Below are 17,690 nucleotides of genomic sequence, written 5' to 3'. Positions count from 1 at the left end.
TATCAGGCAACTGCATTAAATTTTATATCAAAATAGTGTAAGCTAATATATATTATCGTACCTTTTCCGTCATGTATGAATTTTCCATCCGGTTTGGTTCACCCATCCATCAGTGGCATTGAAGAATGAACCCCCATTGGTGGGCGTTTCACTTTATTTAAAACGGAGGGGGTTGTTTAATGAAGATTATATATATTCTTACACTAGTTCCTTTTATAGGCATACTGGGATTTCTACCTTTTGTTAATAAAATAGAACCATATGTATTAGGGATGCCTTTCAATATGTTCTGGATGGCTATGTGGGTGGTCCTTACCTCTGCCATACTCGGCATCATGTATAAGCTGGATCCCAGGAATCGGGAAGGTGACCAGGAATGAATATTGCTCTCTTAATCATTTTAGCATTTTTACTTCTATCGATATTTTTAGGAATACGCTCTTCAAAAGGAAAAGATATGGACTTGGAACAATGGACGGTGGGCGGACGCGGTTTTGGTGCGATATTCGTCTTTCTGCTGATGGCCGGGGAAATCTATACGACCTTCTCCTTCCTTGGCGGCAGCGGCTGGGCTTATGGCAAGGGCGCACCCGCTCTATATGTTCTAATTTACATTACTTTGTCTTACGTATTATCCTATTGGCTCCTGCCGGAAATATGGAGATATGCCAAAGAAAATAAACTGATGTCTCAATCCGATTTCTTTGTAAGCAAATATAAGAGTCCCAGTTTAGGAATTTTGGCTGCACTTGTCGGTGTGGTGTCGATGATCCCAGTGATCGTCGTGCAGCTGAAAGGATTGGGGATCATTGTCTCAGAAGCATCTTATGGTGCCATCTCAATGTCTGAGGCAGTTTGGATGGGGGCGATCAGCCTTACCATTTATGTGATGATCTCCGGTATCCACGGTTCAGTTTGGACCGCGGTCATTAAAGATATCATGATGGTCGCCATAATAGGATTTTTGGGGATTTATCTGCCGATTCATTACTTTGGCGGATTTCAGCCGATGTTTGAAGCGGTTGATGCCGCCAAGCCTGGTTTTCTAAAGTTCCCTGATCAGGGGCTTAGCGTATCATGGTTCATCTCCACGGTAATATTGCTCGTATTCGGTTTCTATATGTGGCCGCAAGTTTTCAGCGCTGTTTATTCAGCACGCAGCGGCAAGGTATTTCGAAAGAACGCCATCATCAGTCCTTTATATACACTCATGCTGTTATTCGTCTTTTTCGTTGGGTTTACAGCTATATTGAAAGTGCCCGGACTCGTTGGTGCAGATGCGGACCTCTCATTGCTGCGCCTGTCGATCGAGACCTTTGATCCATGGTTTATAGGCATAATCGGCGGCGCTGGATTGTTGACCGCATTGGTGCCGGGATCCATGCTTTTGATGAGCGTCGCTACACTGCTCGCGAAAAACGTTTATAAGGAATTTGCACCTGACGTGTCCGATCGCCATATTGTACGATTGGCAAAGTTCCTTGTGCCAATCATTGCCCTTATAGCCGTCTACTTCACCTTAAACGGCGGCGAAACGATGTCGGCATTAATTCTTATGGGATACAGTCTCATTACACAGCTCTTCCCATCCCTTCTCTTTAGTCTGAAAAGGAATAATCCGATCAATAAATTTGGCGCAATCGCCGGCATCATTACCGGATTGGCCATCGTAATCTGCATTACACTCAGTCAATCGACAATAGGGACCTTGTTTCCATCCTTACCGCAAGCAGCAAAAGATTTGAATGTGGGAATCATTGCATTGGCAGTCAATTTCATTGTGATGATCACGGTGAGTATTGCTTTCAGAAAGCACGCGGTTCAGTTGGAACCTAAATCCGTTAACGATATATGAAGCAAATTTTGAAACTGGTTATGGATCAATAACATTGGAGGCTCAGTCAAAAGACTGAGCCTTCCTTATTCTCGGCTTCCAAGCATGATGTCCTTTATCTCAATATTGTTGATGGGAAACCTCATTTTAGACTATTAATCTTTTCTGTTTATAAACAAATCCCCTATTTTAACTAATAAATACAACGAAAAAATAATCATCAAGGTTCTGGATACTACCAGGCCATCCATAGCTAAATCATATCCACCTCTTAATAAGACTTCCGGATTCAAACAAAAAGTAATCGATATTACGAAAGCTATTAAAATCAGGATAACACCGAACTGAGATCTATTTGACATTAACATTCCGCCTCACATTATATTTTTTCCAAATAATAGAATTGTTTTTAGGAATAATCTACATTCATGGTCACTGGGGATGACTCAGTTGCATTAAAAATCCAAAATAAATAGCCACCCTGATAAAGAATGACTATGTATCATAAAATATGAAGCTTTCTTAGTAAAATGCATCGTATTGCTTCCGAGCCAACAAAAAATACTCTCTTCAGAAGGTTCGGGCTTTTATTCGTGAGTTTGGAGCAAATACTCGGGATTTTCATGCTTTTACTCGTGAGCTTGGAGCAAATACTCGGGAATTTCATGCTTTTACTCGTGAGCTTGGAGCAAATACTCGGGAATTTCATGTTTTACTCGTGAGTTTGGAGCAAATACTCGGGAATTTCATGCTTTTATTCGTGAGTTTGAAGCAAATACTCGGGAATTTCATGCTTTTACTCGTGTCCATGAAGCAAATAATCGTGAGTTTCATGCCCGTTAAAGCTCATTTCAGTAATCCACTAAAGCCTTCCTGCCATCATTCAATTCTTTGATCACTTTCTTATATTTCTGCAACTCTTGTTCCAGTTTTTGTTTTCTATTTAAAATCATTCTCGTAACCTCTTTCGGGGAGGGCCCGCCTTGAATGCTTCTGATTTCCACAAAATATTCGGGAGAGATTATTTTTTTCCATTCATCTTCTGCTATGTTCACTGATACGAATTCATTGATGATCTTATTGATTTCTTGTGTGTCCCAATCATATAGCTCTTTCCCTTCACTAATCGACTTTTTTGCAATTGTACTTGCTATGGAATGGGCTTTTCTAAAGGATATGTCGTAATCTCTTGAAAGGGTATCCGCTAATTCAGTAATCGTTATACTGGATTTTGCGGCCATTTTCTTTGTATGTTCTTCATTTACTTTCAAAGTCGACATGACGGCATACATTAGTTTCATGACACGGCCTGCATTCGAAAAAGCCCGATATAAATGTGGCTGTAAATCATCTTCCGTATCGACGATATCACCAAATGGTGTATTGTGAATCATATTCATTGCAGCAAGTGCATCACCATACGCACTGCTTGCAATCGAACGGGAATGTTCAATGGAGACAGGATTCCTTTTTTGCGGCATGATGCTGCTCACTTGAACATAAGGGTCCGCCACGTGAAATGTACCAAACTCCCTTGTCACATGCTGCAGGAAATCTTGGATCCACCTTCCGGTATTGACCATGCACGTCATGATGGCAGTTGCGGTTTCCAATAAATAATCTGCCCCGCCAATTGAGTCATAGGAATTTTCAATCACCGAATCAAACCCAAGCAGTTCAGCCGTACGGTTCCGACTGATCGGAAAACCGGTGGTCGTTAACGCGGCTGCACCCAAAGGGGATTGGTTAACCGTTTCATAGGCTGCCCATAACCGGCCAATATCCCTTTGAAGCACATCATAAATGGCTAAAAAGTAATGTCCTATTGTAGTAGGCTGAGCCGGTTGGGTATGTGTGTAACCTGTAATATAGGTTTCTGTATGTTTTTCAGCCTGCACCAAGAATGCTTCACTCAATTGGTTTGCATAGCCAACCAATTGGAGCAGATGACCTCTCAAAACAAGCCGGTACATCGCAACCCCCATATCATTACGACTGCGGCCGATATGAATCTTCCCTGCAAGTTCATGGCCGATTTCCTCACCGATCTTTGCCTCCATCATGAAGAATAAGTCTTCGAATTGGGGCTGATAGGTCAACTGAGCGAGATCTGTTTGGGCCACTTTCCGAATCCCATCAAGCATGGTTTTCGCCTCTTCATCTTTAATGATCTTTTGTTTCGAAAGCATGATGACATGTGCCCGATGAATATCGAACATTGCATCAAATAAGTAATCTCTTTGATCATTAAAAACAGGCATCAGAAGCTCTCTAACATAGGTTTTTCCGGGAAAGACACTACCTTCATTTTTGATAAATTGTTCAAGCCTGCTCATCTTTGAACCTCCGATTTATAAAGCTTTTTCCGCTTTGATTCCAAAAAACTTGTTCGAAATAAAGAGAACGATTACAATCAGCGTGATTTGAATCATCCCATAGGCAGCGGCCTGCCCCATATTGAACATCCGAAGCTGATTCATGATTTCAATGGATATGGGCCTGTTTGAAATCGTGTACAACAGGACCGAGGTCGGGAATTCCCCCACAGATTCGATAAATGCCAATAATGTCCCTGATAAAACACCAGGCATAATAATCGGAAATATTACCCTTCTGAAGGTATAAAACCACTTAGCCCCCAAGTTTCTGGCTGCTTCCTCAATCGAATCATCCAGCTGCTCCAGAACGGCATTAGTCGACCGGACAACGAGTGGAATATGCCTGATGAAATAGGCAAGCGGCAAAATCCAAAATGTGCCTACCAAGATTTGACCGAAAGAAAAAACGCTAGGTTCATTGAATGCGAATATCAAGTTCATCCCTATGACCGTTGCAGGCAACGCCCAAGGAATCATGACTAGAATATCGACAAAGCTTTTCCCGACGAATTTCCGTTTGACAAGTACATAGGACGCAATGACGCCAAACACCAGATTTGCCAACGTTGCAATAAACGCCATCAGTAAACTATTTCTTAACGGCTTGAAGATATTAGGGTCTTCAAACAAAAGCCTGTAATTTTCAACATTAAATACTGTGGGATACGTTTGAAATGTCCAGGTTCCATCCGGCACAAGTGAAAGCAAAAGAATCGTAAAGTGCGGTAAAAGCAGAATAATTACGCCGATGACCCCCGTTACGACCATCACCCATTTCATAACCGGGTTCTTCACTTCACTCCTGTGTGCCCCAAGCCCTTTCGAGGCCATTCGATAATCCTTCCTATTCTGATACCAACGCATGAATAATAGAAATGAAATCGAAACGATGGATAGAATGACCGATTGGGTAGCGGCAATTTCCATATCACCATTGATTTTTGAAAAATAAATTTGCAGGCTCAACACCCTGTATCCGCCAGCTAATAAAAACGGGGCACTGAAAGAAGCCATCGATATCATGAAAACAAGTAAAGAGGCGGCAACGATTGCAGGTGTCAATAATGGAAATGTCACCTTCCAAAAAACCTTTAATTTATTTGCTCCTAAGTTATAAGCGGCTTCTTCAAGTGATGGATCTATTTTATTGATTGCAGCGGATACGGTCATATAAAAATAAACATACATCGTATAGGCATGCACGATAAGAATTCCCGGTACCCCGCCAATCTTGAATGGAACCTTATCGAGACCGAACAGGTCCTTGATGGCATTTGGAATCAATCCCGATTCTCCATATAAAAACATAAAGGCCATTACCCCTACCAATGATGGAAGGACAATCGGCAAAATCGCTGCTGATGAAAAGAAGCTTCTGCCGGGAAAATCGTAACGGTTAAAAATGAATGCGAGCGGAATGCCAATCAAGGCACTGACCAATACACTCAAAAAGGATATATAAACAGAATTCCAAAGAGCCTCTAAGTTCGTTTTCGATTCCTGTACGAAGAAGTCCTGATAATTTCCAAGGGATATCGTTCCGTCTTTTTGCAGACTTTCAATAAAGGTCCTCAATGACGGGTAGAGTACATATGCTATGAGCACCAATACAACTGGTATAAGGAGCCAAACCGTCAATCTCGTATCACGATTTTTAATCATGGCGCATCACCGCTTATGACAGGGATAAGACGCAGCTGTTTCTCGGGAAGCTGGACATACACTTCCTTTCCTTGATAAAAGTATCCAAAATCATGGGTGTTAAATACGTCGACCCTTAGTAACACGTCTTGAACATCCACCATGACATTCACAACAGATCCAAAGAATTGGACGGAATTTATTTTACCTTTAAAGATATTCGTTCCTTCTTCGATCACATCCAGAATCCTGATTGCTTCAGGACGAATCGAAACAGCAAGGTCAGCATCACTCTGTATGATTGAAATTCCGTCCCTAGCTTGATTTTCCACCTTCAATTTAATCGGTTTTTCACTATTCTTAAGGACAATCTCTATATTATCTTGTTGAACTATTTCAACTTGAACGGGCAAAAGATTAATCTCGCCTATAAAACTCGCCACAAAATCATTGGCCGGCCGATTATAAATTTCTGTGGGCGTCCCGACCTGGTGACATACACCATAATTGAACACAGCGATTCGATCACTCATGGATAATGCCTCAGCCTGATCATGAGTGACATAAATGGTGGTAATCTTATAATCACGCTGCAGCCTTAAGATTTCCACTCTCATTTCATCACGAAGCTTGGCATCCAGATTACTTAATGGTTCATCCAGCAGTAATATTTCCGGTTCAATGACCAGTGCTCTCGCAAGGGCCACCCGCTGCTGCTGTCCTCCGCTTAACTGGCTCACTTGACGATCCGAGTAGCTCTCCAGCCTGACCTTTTGGAGGGCATCCAGCACTCTCTTCTTTAATTCAGCAGAAGAAACCTTTCTCACACGCAAGCCAAACGCTACATTTTCAAAAACAGTCATATGGGGAAAGAGGGCATAGTTTTGAAAAACCATGCCTGTATTTCTTTTCTCCGGAGGTACACGCGTCATATCTTTGTCGCCAAATCGGACGACACCTTTAGTTGGATAATAAAAACCGGCAATCATCCGAAGTGTTGTCGTTTTACCGCAGCCGCTTGGACCAAGAAAGGTAAAAAACTCACCTTCTTTGATGTCCAGGTTTAACTGGTCAACAGCTATCGTTTTCCCGAAGGCTTTTTGGACATTCTCTATTTTTATTGACGCCATCCAAACGACACTTCCTTATTCTTTAATTTCTTTATCTCCGCTTTTAATATTTTCGTCCCAGTATTTCATCCACTCGTCACCTTTTTCCTGGAATGCATTCCAATCAATATCCATCGCTTTAATTTCCGTTTCCGTGATCCATTCAGGTAAACCCTTCACATCACTTCTGGTCGGAATCCTGTAAAATTCTTCTGCTAATGTTTTTGCGGCTTCTTGTGAATTCACGAACTCATAAAAGGCTTCAGCCGCTTTTGGATGCTTGGCACCTTCAACGATGGCGATACCTTCTGTCAATACTGGCGTTCCGCTTTCTGGAATGACGAACTCAAATGGATAATTTTTATTTTCTTTCAGCATGACGACATCCGGCATTGCCCAAACGGAAAGTGAGCCCTCTCCTTTGGCTACCTTGTTATACATCATTTCCGGATTCGCTGAATATTCCTTCGTGTTTTGGTCGAGCTTCTTTAACCAGTCATACCCTTCTTTTGGATCATTTGTATCCTTATACGTACGATAGATCATCGCAGAAAAAATTGTCCTCATCGTTCCGGAGGCTAACGGATAGCGGATGATGATTTCGTCTTTCCATTTCGGATCAAGCAGCTCATCCCAATCTTTCGGTACCTCGTCTTTTGATAATTCTTTGCTGTTATACATGATGACTTCCGGTGTCTGGCTCGTTCCTGTCCAATACCATTCCGGATCGCGGAATCCTTCATCGAGACTATCGGAATAGCTAGGCTTATAAGCGGCCAGCAGCCCATCATCCTTTGCTTGATTGAAGTTCGTGGAAGGTGCACCCCACCAAACGTCTGCCTGCGGATTACTTTTCTCTGAACGAACACGGTCAAGGATTTCCTGAGACCCCATATCAAGCCACTCAACATCAATACCATACTTATCTTCGAACTGCTTTTCGAATTTTGATAAAATATCTTTGCCATGCGGTGAATAAACAACGATTTTATCTTCGAGCTCACCCTTTTCGCCTGCATCCGAATTCGTTTTCGTATCTGTACCGTTACATCCCGAAATTAATAGTGCTGCCGATAAGGTCAGTACTGAAACAAGCGACTTTTTCCTATTTTGCATTAATATTCCCCCTCATCACAAAAATTCAAAATGCCATCATGTTCCCTTAAAAATAGGGAAACCGCTCCAAGCACCCCTGCGTTTTCTCCCAGTTGTGAAGTTTTCATTTCTACTAAACTTGGAAGATATCGATCAACGACCTCCCGAATTCTAGGTAAAATGTATTCAGCAGAATTTAATACACCACCTCCTAAAATGATCACCTCCGGATTTAGCAAACTAGCCGCATTGACAATGCCGCAGGCTAAATGTTCGATGGCTTCATTTATGATGGCCATAGCTGCAGTGTCTCCTTTTTTTGCTGCCAAAAAAGCATCCTCCCCCGATAGTTCGGAAGATTTGGCCCGTTCGAATAAAAAATGGTGAGGATCCTTGAGGACCTCCCTGGTGAAGTGACCGCCAATCGACTTGCCTCCTGCGACACTTTCCAAATAGCCGTATCTATGGAAAATCGGCTTGAATTCACGTTTTATATCCTCTTTGTCCGTCACCATATATCCCATTTCCCCAGCGGCACTGGAAGCTCCTCTGTATAACTGGTTATTCAAGATGATGCCGCTTCCGATTCCCGTGCCAACTGCAATGAACAGTAAATTCCGCTTATTTTGTGCATTACCCAGCCACTGTTCACCTAGTGCAGCCGCGTTTACATCATTGTCCAGAAAGATGGGGAAATCAAAATAACGCTTCGCTTCTGCTACAAATGGATATTGTACCCAGCCTAAACTCGGTGCCTCTATTACTAATCCGCTTGCCGTTTGCGTAATGCCAGGGATCCCGACTCCCATCCCCAATATCCTTTCCTTCGCAATCTGATTCTTTGCAATTAACCGCTCCGTTTCAATCGCCATTTGTTTAAGCAGCCCTGAATTTAAATAAGTGTTTGTTGAAAAACTAGTGTCAGCAAGGATGTTGCCGCTTAAATCGCTTAAAACGATTTTCACTTTCGTCCCGCCTATATCGACACCGATGATATAGGCAGCCTTTTCATTAAAAAAGAGCTGGATGGGCCTCCTCCCGCCTTGAGATGAGGATACTCCTATTCCTTTCTCGAATACCCATTTCTCCTGTATAAGTTCATCCACAGCCTGAGAAACAGTTGGTTTACTTAGCTGAAGCTTAACGGCGATTTCAGCTCTTGAAATGGGTGAACATTCTTGGATGCATTGAATGATCCTTTTTTTATTTACATATTTTTGATGACTGGGTGTCCTTTTAAAACTCATCACATCACGGCCTTACATTATTTAGTTAGTAAATCTTCCTAATTAAGTAAAAATATAACTTAAATAATTTCAACGCACAAGTTTTTTTCGGAACATTTAAAATGTTCAACTTTTAATAGTTACTTCGAATTATTTACATTTATAACCATTGGTGCTATTTATTAGATAGGTTTTTTTATCTGGTTAGTTAGAAAACATTACTAACCTACATTTTTTTTATAAAAGTTGAAGGGGGTTAAAAGAAGAATGAAAAAAGCTTTGTTATCATTGTTTTCCCTTTTGTTGGTTCTTGCATCATTGCCGCTTGGAGGCAGCGCTGCAAATCCTGATGATACCAACGTCGAATTATGGAATGCGGTCAAGCCGCTCGAAACGACTGTGACATTCTTGAACAGCGGTGCCCATCCCGATGATGAACGCAGTGACTTTCTCGCTTATCTATCGAGAGGGTTAGGGGTGAAAACATCCAGCCTGATTGCAAACCGTGGTGAGGGAGGACAAAATGAAATTGGGGATGAACTGGACAACGCTCTTGGAATCATCCGTTCGAGGGAAATGATAGAAGCTGCAAAAATCACCGGGGTTAAAGCCTATCATCTAAGCGAAACCACCTCTGATCCCATTTATGATTTCGGTTTCTCTAAAACACCAGAGGAGACATTACAAAAATGGGGCGAGGAACTCACATATGAACGGCTTATCCGCTTTATTCGGACGTATCAGCCAGATATATTGATGCCATCCTTTCAAAATGATGATACCCAGCATGGACATCATCGAACAATGACAATCCTAAGTGAACGTGCCTTTACGGATGCCGCCGACCCAACTGTGTTTCCACAACAATTGGAACAAGGTCTATCGGTATGGCAAGTGAAAAAGTTATATTTGCCCGTTTCCTCGGCAGATCAAGCAACCACTTCGATAGAAATCGGTAAATATGACCCAATATACAAAATGACTTACCCACAGCTTGGAGAACAATCCCGCTATCTGCACAAAAGCCAAGGCATGGGTTCTGATATCCCTGCAGCACCGCGCCAGATCCATTTGGATTTGAAGCAAAGCTCGGTTGATACAAAAAGCGAGTCGGACCTTTTTGCAGGTGTACCTTACAATTTTACTGAATGGGCTGAAAAACTCCCTCGCTCAGCTTCAAAATTAAAAGGTGAATTTAGGTACCTGCAACGGAATCTGGACGCTGTTATTGAGTCTTATCCCCATGCTAAACGTGTTTTTTCAACATCCCAAAAAGCTCTTTCCAATGTTCGTTCAATGACTGCGCAAGTCAAAAAGGCAAAGCTAAGCCCTGCCATCAAAAACGACTTGCTTCATAAGCTCTCATTAAAAGAAGAGCAATTGCAAAACGTCAGTTATGTCTCCTCAGGGCTCGAGGTTCAAGCTGAAGCAGCTTCAAAGATTCTTACTAAAGGTCAAAATACGTACGTAACCATAACCATGAAGAATAACGGGAAACAAACATTGAAAAAAGTCGCTGCTGCATTGAACGTGCCTAAAGGATGGAAGACAAAAATAAAATCAAAAGATGTCAATCTGGCACCTAATAAATCTGCGACAATGACCTACCTGGTTGAAGTCCCTGAAGATGCAGCTTATTACCATGCCTATGATGAATCAACCATTACGACCAGCATTTCTTATAAATACGGGAGCACAAAAACTTCCATCAAGGAAGAATTGGATGGAACGATTGCCGTCCTTCCCGACGTTGCCCTTACCTTATCTCCTGAAGATATCGTCGTAAATACAGCAGATGTAAAAGAGGAAATCCCAGTGGCGGTGACCTTGAAAAACTATACAGAAGGAAAAGCATCTGCAAAGGTCGCTTTAAAAGTCCCTGAAAATTGGGGAGTCCATCCCCAAAATGCCACTGTATCATTTAATGAAAAATCAGAAGAAAAACAAGTGAAGTTCACCCTCAGACCGCCAAAGGCCATCCAAAAAGGCGAATATCAGGTGAAGGCTGCTGCCACTGTCAATGGGAAAACCTTTGATTCGACCATTCAGGAGATTTCCTATGACCATATCGGAACATTCTATTACCAATACCCAGCAGCTATCAATACCGTTGCATTTGAGCTTTTGAAGCCAGCTTCATTAAAAGTGGGGTACATTGAAAGCGGATTCGATAAAGTGGCAGATTATTTAAGCAATGCAGGGCTGAACATTACGAAGTTAACTGCAGCTGATTTAGCTGAAGGTGATTTAAGTCAATATGACACGATCGTTACAGGCATCCGTGCCTATCTATCGAGGGAAGATTTAAAGGCAAATAACGCGCGCTTACTTGAGTATGTGGAAAACGGCGGACATCTCGTCGTGCAATACCATAAACCGGGTGATGGATGGGATGCCTTGAAGACGGCTCCATATCCTCTTACCCTCGGGAATCCTTCGATTCGCTGGCGGGTAACCGATGAAAGAGCCACAGTAAACGTGTCGAAACCAGAATCGGCGCTTTTTACCTATCCAAATAAAATAACAAGTGATGACTGGAGCAATTGGGTCCAAGAAAGAGGATTGTATTTCCCAATGGAATGGGATGAACGGTATGAAACATTCATTTCCATGGCTGATCCGAATGAAGAACCATTTGATGGCGGTATCCTTATGGCTAAATACGGTAATGGTACCTACCTCTATACCAACCTTGTCCTATACAGGCAAATTCAAGGCCAGGTTCCAGGCGGATATCGAATCATGACGAACTTGATTAGTTACGGTGCCAAATAAATAAAAAGAAACCTATGCATGTGTTAAATGCATAGGTTTCTTTTCTGTGACGTTTGCCCGATTGAAGCTGATATGAATAAAAACATCTCCTGACTGATAGGTTCCTGCTCTAAAAACAAAAAAAGTTATGCACAAAGATGAGGGAAAGGCTCATGCGTTTGGGGTTTCCCCTCATTTCCCGCATTGCTTTGTCCACACTTTATGCACAACTTCATTCATGATTTACGATCTTAAAAAAATCCCGTTAAAGCACTTTGCTCAAGAATGCTTTGGTTCTTTCGTGCTGAGGGTTACCGAATAATTCATTCGGCTCATTTTCTTCCACGATATACCCTCCATCCATGAATATCACCCGGTCCCCGACTTCCCGGGCAAAGCCCATTTCATGCGTAACGACGACCATTGTCATTCCTTCTTTAGCAAGTTGTTTCATTACCTCCAAAACATCACCGACCATTTCAGGGTCAAGGGCAGAAGTCGGTTCATCAAATAGCATGATCTTCGGATTCATCGCCAATGCCCTTGCGATGGCGACCCGCTGTTTTTGTCCGCCGGAAAGTTCCCCCGGATAGCTATTTGCTTTTTCCTTTAGACCAACCTTATCCAATAACTCAAGCGCTAATCTTCCTGCTTCCGCTTTATCGGTGGCACGAATTTTAATAGGGCCCAAGGTTATGTTCTCCAAAACGGTCTTATGTGGAAATAGATTGAAATGTTGAAAAACCATTCCAACTTCTTGCCGGACTTTGTTTATATTGATTTTCCTTTTAGGATCGGTAATATCATGTCCGTTAATGACCACCTCGCCGCCGGTAACTTCCTCAAGGAGGTTCAGGCAACGCAGGAATGTACTCTTTCCAGATCCAGAAGGGCCTATTACGCAAATTACTTCCTTTTCCTGCACTTCTGCATTTATATCTTTTAAAACCTCGACAGTTCCAAATGATTTTCTTAGGTTTTTTACTGTAATGATGCTCATCGAACTTGTACCCTCCTTTCTATGAAATTAGCAATTAGGGTTAACAAATAGATGATGATAAAGTAAATTACACCCACGGCCAGCCAAACCTTGAATGCTTCAAAGGTTGCCGAAGCTTGAATCTGACCTTGCTGGGTTAAATCGGCTATACCAATTACGGATAATAGAGAAGTGTCCTTCAAGCTGATGATCGATTGATTCGTAATGGTAGGGAGCATCCTTCTAAAGGCTTGCGGAAGCACGACATATCTCATTGTTTGAGCTCCAGTGAACCCGATGGATCTTGCCGCCTCCGTTTGCCCTTTATCTATGGATTGTATCCCCGCCCTTATTATTTCAGCAAAATATGCCCCTGCATTGATTGCAACGGTGATTATTCCAGCTGTTGTACTGTCCAAAGAAATCAAATTCAATGAATTCACACCAAAATAGATAAAAAATAACTGAACGATGAACGGTGTCCCTCGTATTGCATCCACATAAACCTTTGCAATCCAATTCAAGATTTTGATGGGGGCAAGTCGCAGCAATGCGACAAGTAAACCAATCAAAAAACCTAGGATAATGGCAATCACAAAGATATAAAGTGTCACCTGAAGTCCTTTTAATAAAAGTGGCAACGCCGCAACAATTATATCCATTTCTTTCACCCCTTTGAAAAAGAAAGCGCGCCATAAGCGCGCCTAATGAGCTTTAATCTATTGATTATTAACCTTATTCACCAAGATACGTTTTTATAATTTCATCATATGTGCCGTCTTTTTTAAGATTGGCAAGACCATCATTTATTTTTTTCAATAAATCCCCGTTTTGCCCTTTCAATACAGCAATTCCATATTGGTCACCATTCAAACGGTCACCTACGATTTTCAACCCAAGATCTTTTTGGGCGATTGCATATGAGATGACAGGATAATCTTCTATAAGGGCATCCGCATTACCGTTGGCCACTTCCTGGAACATCGCTGGACTATCATTGAATTGAACAACTTTGATTCCTAGTTTCGTAGCATTATCCTGTGCATATTTAGCACCTGTTGTTCCTTTTTTCACTGCTATGGTTTTTCCTTTAAGATCCTTAACGGTTTTAGTGCTTGTATTATCTTTCTTAACAACTATTGTTAACCCTGCATCAAAATACGGTGTTGAGAAATCCACTACCTTTTTTCTTTCCTCTGTAATGCTCATTCCTGCAATGGCCACATCAAGCTGATTGGCTTGCATAGCCGGAATGATTCCACCGAAATCCATTGGAGACAATTTGATTTTGAAATCCTGGTCTTTCGCGATTGCATTGATCAATTCGATATCGATACCTTTATAGTCGTTCCCCTCTTTAAATTCAAAAGGAGGATAAGTCGTATCCACACCAACTTTATATACCTTTTCAGGTTTCTTTTCCCCACCTGCATTTTTTCCTTCATTGGTTCCACAAGCCGAGATAAAGATAGTTAAAATCAAAAACATACTCAATAAACCAAGTTTCTTCATTTAAATCACTCCAATTCTTAATTATACGTGATAATAAATAATTCTCCCTATAATATAGCATAAGAATAAAGTATTATAATATGAATTTTTAGAATAAATATTATTTTCTTTAAATAATTTTTATGGACGTTTTTCCTTATATTGTTACAGTAATGGAAAACACAAAAAGGCTATAGGATCCTTCTCGATAAAAGTAGCCAATCATGTCATCAATACCTGTAAAACAAGACCATTGTAGGGTGGTACTCACCAGGGTTCCTTTGGTCATTCCTAATAGGAGATGCCCCATTAGTTGGATAAGAAAAAAACTAAATCAATTAACTTTTGAATCCTTTTAAACTAGAATATAGGAATTGTTTTTTTTCGCCTCCACTCCCCCTGATTCAAATGTCCCGCACAACCGTGAGTCCTACCATGTCTACTTCTATCAAAAAGGCCAACCAGTAATTTTTACTGGTCGACCTTATAATACGAACGCATCCGTTCGATTTGTGATCGAATTAAGATTCATTGATTTGCACTAAAGCAGCAATATTGCGATGGGTGCCGTAATAATTAACGTGATGAGTGTCCGTTCAAACCAGATAACAATCAACTACGTAATGCTGATCGGGATTTCGGTTGATAGGATACAAGGTATCGCCGCTGAAAAGAACAATATTGATGAAACAGAAACCACGGCAATGATGAACTTAGTTACCAGTGGTGCATCAACTACAAGAAGCGCCGGCAGGAACATTTCTGCAATTCCTATAGCTGAAGCTTTTGCAGCCAAAAATGGTTCAGGTATTTGCAATGCCCAGGTAAATGGGTAAAAAAGATAGCCAAGTAAATTAAATACTGAAGTGTACTCCGCTACTACAATGCTGATGAGACCAACGGATAAAATGGACGGCAGAATGCTCATTGTCATAAGAAAACCGCCCTTTAAGTTTTTCCACAAATTTACACCAAGACTTACCTAATTATTTGCTCCTACCATCGCACTGTTCCAGACACTTCGGAAAAGTCCTTGTTTGAAAACTTCTTCTGGGTCCGCATTATCCGAATAATATTCGTCGCTCATTTTATTTATTGGACAAAAACGTACGGTAATGGCAAGGTACGTGATCGCTAAAGAAACCCAAAAGAAAAGCGACCATAGGTCCATAAGCCCGAGGGTTTTTGCTACAACGATCATAAACGTTGCTGAAACCGTTGAAAAGCCAGTTGCAATAATAGCTGCTTCTTCAAGGGTGTATTTTCCTTCTTTATATAGTCGATTCGTAATAAGCATACCAATGGAATAGCTTATACCTGTAGGTCTTGTCGTTCCTTTTGGCGCTGCCCATTGGATACGGGCTTCTCGAATTTTTAGGTGTACTGATGCTGCCGATCATGAGGCCGATATTTAAAACGCCAGGGCGTTCAGCTGTTGATATGATTGCTGATTTAGCAGGAGTGTTCCTGCCCCTTTTGTGCATAAGAAACAGAGCTAAACGTCACACATCCAACCAAACTTTCTTTTATATGCTTTTTTGCTCCCAACTTGGGAATAAATAGTTCATACACTTACGTTTAATTATCTGTTAAATTGGGGAAATATAATTCAATCGACGATGACTTTATAACTAGGATGGGTATGATGAGAATTAAGGTAAAAAAAAATAATATATTACCTGATTAAATTAAGAGGGAAAATCTTTATACCATTTGCCATTTTATACATATTAGTTGCAGCATATATTGCTTTTTCTATAGAGCCACAGACGTTCGAATCATATTTAACTTCAGTTTACTGGGTTCTTACAACGCTTGCTACGGTTGGTTTTGGTGACTATGCACCGGTCACCGATCTTGGAAAAGCATTTACCATCGGTCTATACATAACGGGTATTGGGCTTGTTAGTCTTTTTATTGGAAAAATCATTAAATCTGTATATCTTATCGAAAAACGTAAAGTTGGTGGAAAAATGAAATATACAGGTAAAAATCATATCATTCTGATTGGATGGAGTGAAAAGTCAAAATCAGCAATTCAAGAAATTTTTAAATCTGATGAAACCATTGATATTGTTATCATTGATAACCTGGAAAAATCACCCATGATGGAGGGGCGTCTGTTTTATGTTCGCGGGGATGCCACCGATGAAGAAACATTACTCCGTGCAAATCTGCCTAAAGCAAAAGGCGTTATCATTTTCGCTGACCAAATAACACAAGATAATTATGCTACAAAGGATCCGTTACTTGTCGATGGAAAGACATTATTAGTTGCCACTACTGCCATAACGTCCATTGAAGAAAAAACCAATACGCCAATACACGTCACCGCTGAGGTAATCAATCAAAAGCATATTCGTTTATTTGAGCGTGTAAAGGTGGATGAGTTTATTCCTACACAAGAAATGATCTCCCACGCAGCAGTACGATCATTATTTTCTCATGGAGTCACTCACATGTATTCAGAACTCATGAGCTCAAAGTATGAAGAGGCGATGTATGAGATTTCTAAACAAGATGAATGGCGAACCTATCGTGATGCATTCATGGACCTTCTTAATAAAGGGGCCACACTGGTAGCAGATCGTGGTGATCTTAACATAAACCAAAAATTAGATGCACGAATTCCTGATGATGCACAGCTTTTCATTATTTGCGATAAAGAGACCATTTCCAAAATAAATTCAAAAATACATTAGAATCAGAAATCTTTAGGGATGCTATAATAGCATCCCTCAGTTTGTAGGCAAAAGGGTTTTTATTTAAGTTAAAACTAAGTTGATTGGAGCCGGTGTTCGGGCCTCCTGCTTAGAAAAGCGAGTGCATCTCGTTCCCAATCAACTTGCCTGCAAATATGCATCCTTAAATGAATAAGCTTTAAAACAAAGGCTGTTTTCGCATACTTTGTTGCTATTTACGAAGTAGTGCAGTGTGGGTGATTTCCCCTCCAGGTGCTCGCTTTCCTTGGTGCGGGCGGTGAGCCTCCTCGGCGTAAACGCCTGTGGGGTCTCACCTGTCCCGCTGCTCCCGCAGGAGTCTCGCACTTCCGCTCCAATCAACCTAAAATAGTTTCGTTTTAAAAACAACAATCTTTACGAAAAGAGCCAAAACAAAAAAAGAACCTTCAATCAAAGATCGATTAAAGGTTCTGTTGTTTTTAATTTCAATGATGCTTCGATA

At 41.2% G+C, this 17,690-nt stretch carries 13 protein-coding genes and 2 pseudogenes; 5 read left to right on the top strand and 10 right to left on the bottom strand.

Annotated elements, in window-relative coordinates:
- Window positions 1–179 precede the first annotated feature (179 nt).
- Entirely contained in the window at window positions 180–380 is a 201-nt protein-coding gene (locus AC2YHV_RS05335) for a DUF3311 domain-containing protein (RefSeq protein ID WP_048685209.1), read from the top strand.
- Entirely contained in the window at window positions 377–1,855 is a 1,479-nt protein-coding gene (locus AC2YHV_RS05330) for a sodium:solute symporter family protein (RefSeq protein ID WP_096338936.1), read from the top strand. Before AC2YHV_RS05335 ends, AC2YHV_RS05330 begins: the two co-directional genes overlap by 4 nt.
- A gap of 134 nt (window positions 1,856–1,989) precedes the next feature.
- On the opposite strand, the gene AC2YHV_RS05325 is transcribed toward AC2YHV_RS05330, so the two are convergent.
- From AC2YHV_RS05325 to AC2YHV_RS05300, 6 genes are all read right to left on the bottom strand, one after another.
- A complete protein-coding gene (locus AC2YHV_RS05325) occupies window positions 1,990–2,196 on the bottom strand; it encodes a hypothetical protein (protein ID WP_250161119.1) in 207 nt (68 codons plus the stop codon).
- Between the two features lie 489 nt (window positions 2,197–2,685).
- Window positions 2,686–4,170: an argininosuccinate lyase gene (gene argH, locus AC2YHV_RS05320; RefSeq protein WP_487372745.1), complete on the bottom strand. Its 1,485-nt coding sequence runs from the start codon at window positions 4,168–4,170 to the stop codon at window positions 2,686–2,688.
- 15 nt (window positions 4,171–4,185) lie between these two features.
- Window positions 4,186–5,874 carry an ABC transporter permease gene (locus AC2YHV_RS05315; RefSeq protein ID WP_427526182.1) on the bottom strand — a complete coding sequence of 563 codons (1,689 nt, stop codon included), beginning with the start codon at window positions 5,872–5,874 and terminating at the stop codon, window positions 4,186–4,188.
- Window positions 5,871–6,983 (bottom strand): ABC transporter ATP-binding protein, encoded by a 1,113-nt coding sequence (locus AC2YHV_RS05310; RefSeq protein WP_487372744.1) that lies wholly within the window; start codon window positions 6,981–6,983, stop codon window positions 5,871–5,873. The genes AC2YHV_RS05315 and AC2YHV_RS05310 overlap by 4 nt, the downstream gene beginning before the upstream one ends.
- A 15-nt stretch (window positions 6,984–6,998) precedes the next feature.
- Window positions 6,999–8,078: an extracellular solute-binding protein gene (locus AC2YHV_RS05305; protein WP_230134806.1), complete on the bottom strand. Its 1,080-nt coding sequence runs from the start codon at window positions 8,076–8,078 to the stop codon at window positions 6,999–7,001.
- On the bottom strand, window positions 8,078–9,304 hold the full coding sequence (locus AC2YHV_RS05300) for an ROK family transcriptional regulator (protein WP_487372743.1): 1,227 nt from the start codon (window positions 9,302–9,304) through the stop codon (window positions 8,078–8,080). Before AC2YHV_RS05300 ends, AC2YHV_RS05305 begins: the two co-directional genes overlap by 1 nt.
- Window positions 9,305–9,550: 246 nt before the next feature.
- Between AC2YHV_RS05300 and AC2YHV_RS05295 the strand changes: the two genes are divergently transcribed.
- Window positions 9,551–12,058: an NEW3 domain-containing protein gene (locus AC2YHV_RS05295; RefSeq protein WP_487372742.1), complete on the top strand. Its 2,508-nt coding sequence runs from the start codon at window positions 9,551–9,553 to the stop codon at window positions 12,056–12,058.
- Between the two features lie 244 nt (window positions 12,059–12,302).
- Here the strand turns inward: AC2YHV_RS05295 and AC2YHV_RS05290 are convergent, their stop codons facing one another.
- The 4 genes and pseudogenes from AC2YHV_RS05290 to AC2YHV_RS05275 form a co-directional block, all read right to left on the bottom strand.
- Window positions 12,303–13,037, bottom strand: a complete 735-nt coding sequence (locus AC2YHV_RS05290; RefSeq protein ID WP_048685183.1) for an amino acid ABC transporter ATP-binding protein — start codon at window positions 13,035–13,037, stop codon at window positions 12,303–12,305.
- On the bottom strand, window positions 13,034–13,678 hold the full coding sequence (locus AC2YHV_RS05285; RefSeq protein WP_034305627.1) for an amino acid ABC transporter permease: 645 nt from the start codon (window positions 13,676–13,678) through the stop codon (window positions 13,034–13,036). The genes AC2YHV_RS05290 and AC2YHV_RS05285 overlap by 4 nt, the downstream gene beginning before the upstream one ends.
- Before the next feature lie 73 nt (window positions 13,679–13,751).
- On the bottom strand, window positions 13,752–14,528 hold the full coding sequence (locus AC2YHV_RS05280; RefSeq protein WP_487372741.1) for a transporter substrate-binding domain-containing protein: 777 nt from the start codon (window positions 14,526–14,528) through the stop codon (window positions 13,752–13,754).
- A gap of 520 nt (window positions 14,529–15,048) precedes the next feature.
- A pseudogene (locus AC2YHV_RS05275) lies at window positions 15,049–15,819 on the bottom strand (YjiH family protein); the annotation flags it as partial.
- A gap of 355 nt (window positions 15,820–16,174) precedes the next feature.
- Here AC2YHV_RS05275 and AC2YHV_RS05270 point away from each other — a divergent pair.
- Together AC2YHV_RS05270 and AC2YHV_RS05265 are read left to right on the top strand one after the other, a co-directional pair.
- A pseudogene (locus AC2YHV_RS05270) lies at window positions 16,175–16,453 on the top strand (potassium channel family protein); the annotation flags it as partial.
- A gap of 27 nt (window positions 16,454–16,480) precedes the next feature.
- Window positions 16,481–17,209 carry an NAD-binding protein gene (locus AC2YHV_RS05265; protein ID WP_487372740.1) on the top strand — a complete coding sequence of 243 codons (729 nt, stop codon included), beginning with the start codon at window positions 16,481–16,483 and terminating at the stop codon, window positions 17,207–17,209.
- Window positions 17,210–17,690 lie beyond the last annotated feature (481 nt).

The organism is Peribacillus sp. SRI_006 (assembly GCF_057586375.1).
The sequence above is the reverse complement of the archived record's forward strand: the minus strand, read 5'-3'. Positions and strand labels throughout refer to the sequence as shown.

Coding starts and splice junctions, on each gene's coding strand:
- AC2YHV_RS05290 (WP_048685183.1), bottom strand. CDS start 13,037: ATGAGCATCATTACAGTAAAAAACCTAAGAAAATCATTTGGAACTGTC.
- AC2YHV_RS05325 (WP_250161119.1), bottom strand. CDS start 2,196: ATGTCAAATAGATCTCAGTTCGGTGTTATCCTGATTTTAATAGCTTTC.
- AC2YHV_RS05285 (WP_034305627.1), bottom strand. CDS start 13,678: ATGGATATAATTGTTGCGGCGTTGCCACTTTTATTAAAAGGACTTCAG.
- AC2YHV_RS05330 (WP_096338936.1), top strand. CDS start 377: ATGAATATTGCTCTCTTAATCATTTTAGCATTTTTACTTCTATCGATA.
- AC2YHV_RS05305 (WP_230134806.1), bottom strand. CDS start 8,078: ATGCAAAATAGGAAAAAGTCGCTTGTTTCAGTACTGACCTTATCGGCA.
- AC2YHV_RS05295 (WP_487372742.1), top strand. CDS start 9,551: ATGAAAAAAGCTTTGTTATCATTGTTTTCCCTTTTGTTGGTTCTTGCA.
- AC2YHV_RS05265 (WP_487372740.1), top strand. CDS start 16,481: ATGAAATATACAGGTAAAAATCATATCATTCTGATTGGATGGAGTGAA.
- AC2YHV_RS05310 (WP_487372744.1), bottom strand. CDS start 6,983: ATGGCGTCAATAAAAATAGAGAATGTCCAAAAAGCCTTCGGGAAAACG.
- AC2YHV_RS05280 (WP_487372741.1), bottom strand. CDS start 14,528: ATGAAGAAACTTGGTTTATTGAGTATGTTTTTGATTTTAACTATCTTT.
- AC2YHV_RS05300 (WP_487372743.1), bottom strand. CDS start 9,304: ATGAGTTTTAAAAGGACACCCAGTCATCAAAAATATGTAAATAAAAAA.
- AC2YHV_RS05335 (WP_048685209.1), top strand. CDS start 180: ATGAAGATTATATATATTCTTACACTAGTTCCTTTTATAGGCATACTG.
- AC2YHV_RS05315 (WP_427526182.1), bottom strand. CDS start 5,874: ATGATTAAAAATCGTGATACGAGATTGACGGTTTGGCTCCTTATACCA.
- argH (WP_487372745.1), bottom strand. CDS start 4,170: ATGAGCAGGCTTGAACAATTTATCAAAAATGAAGGTAGTGTCTTTCCC.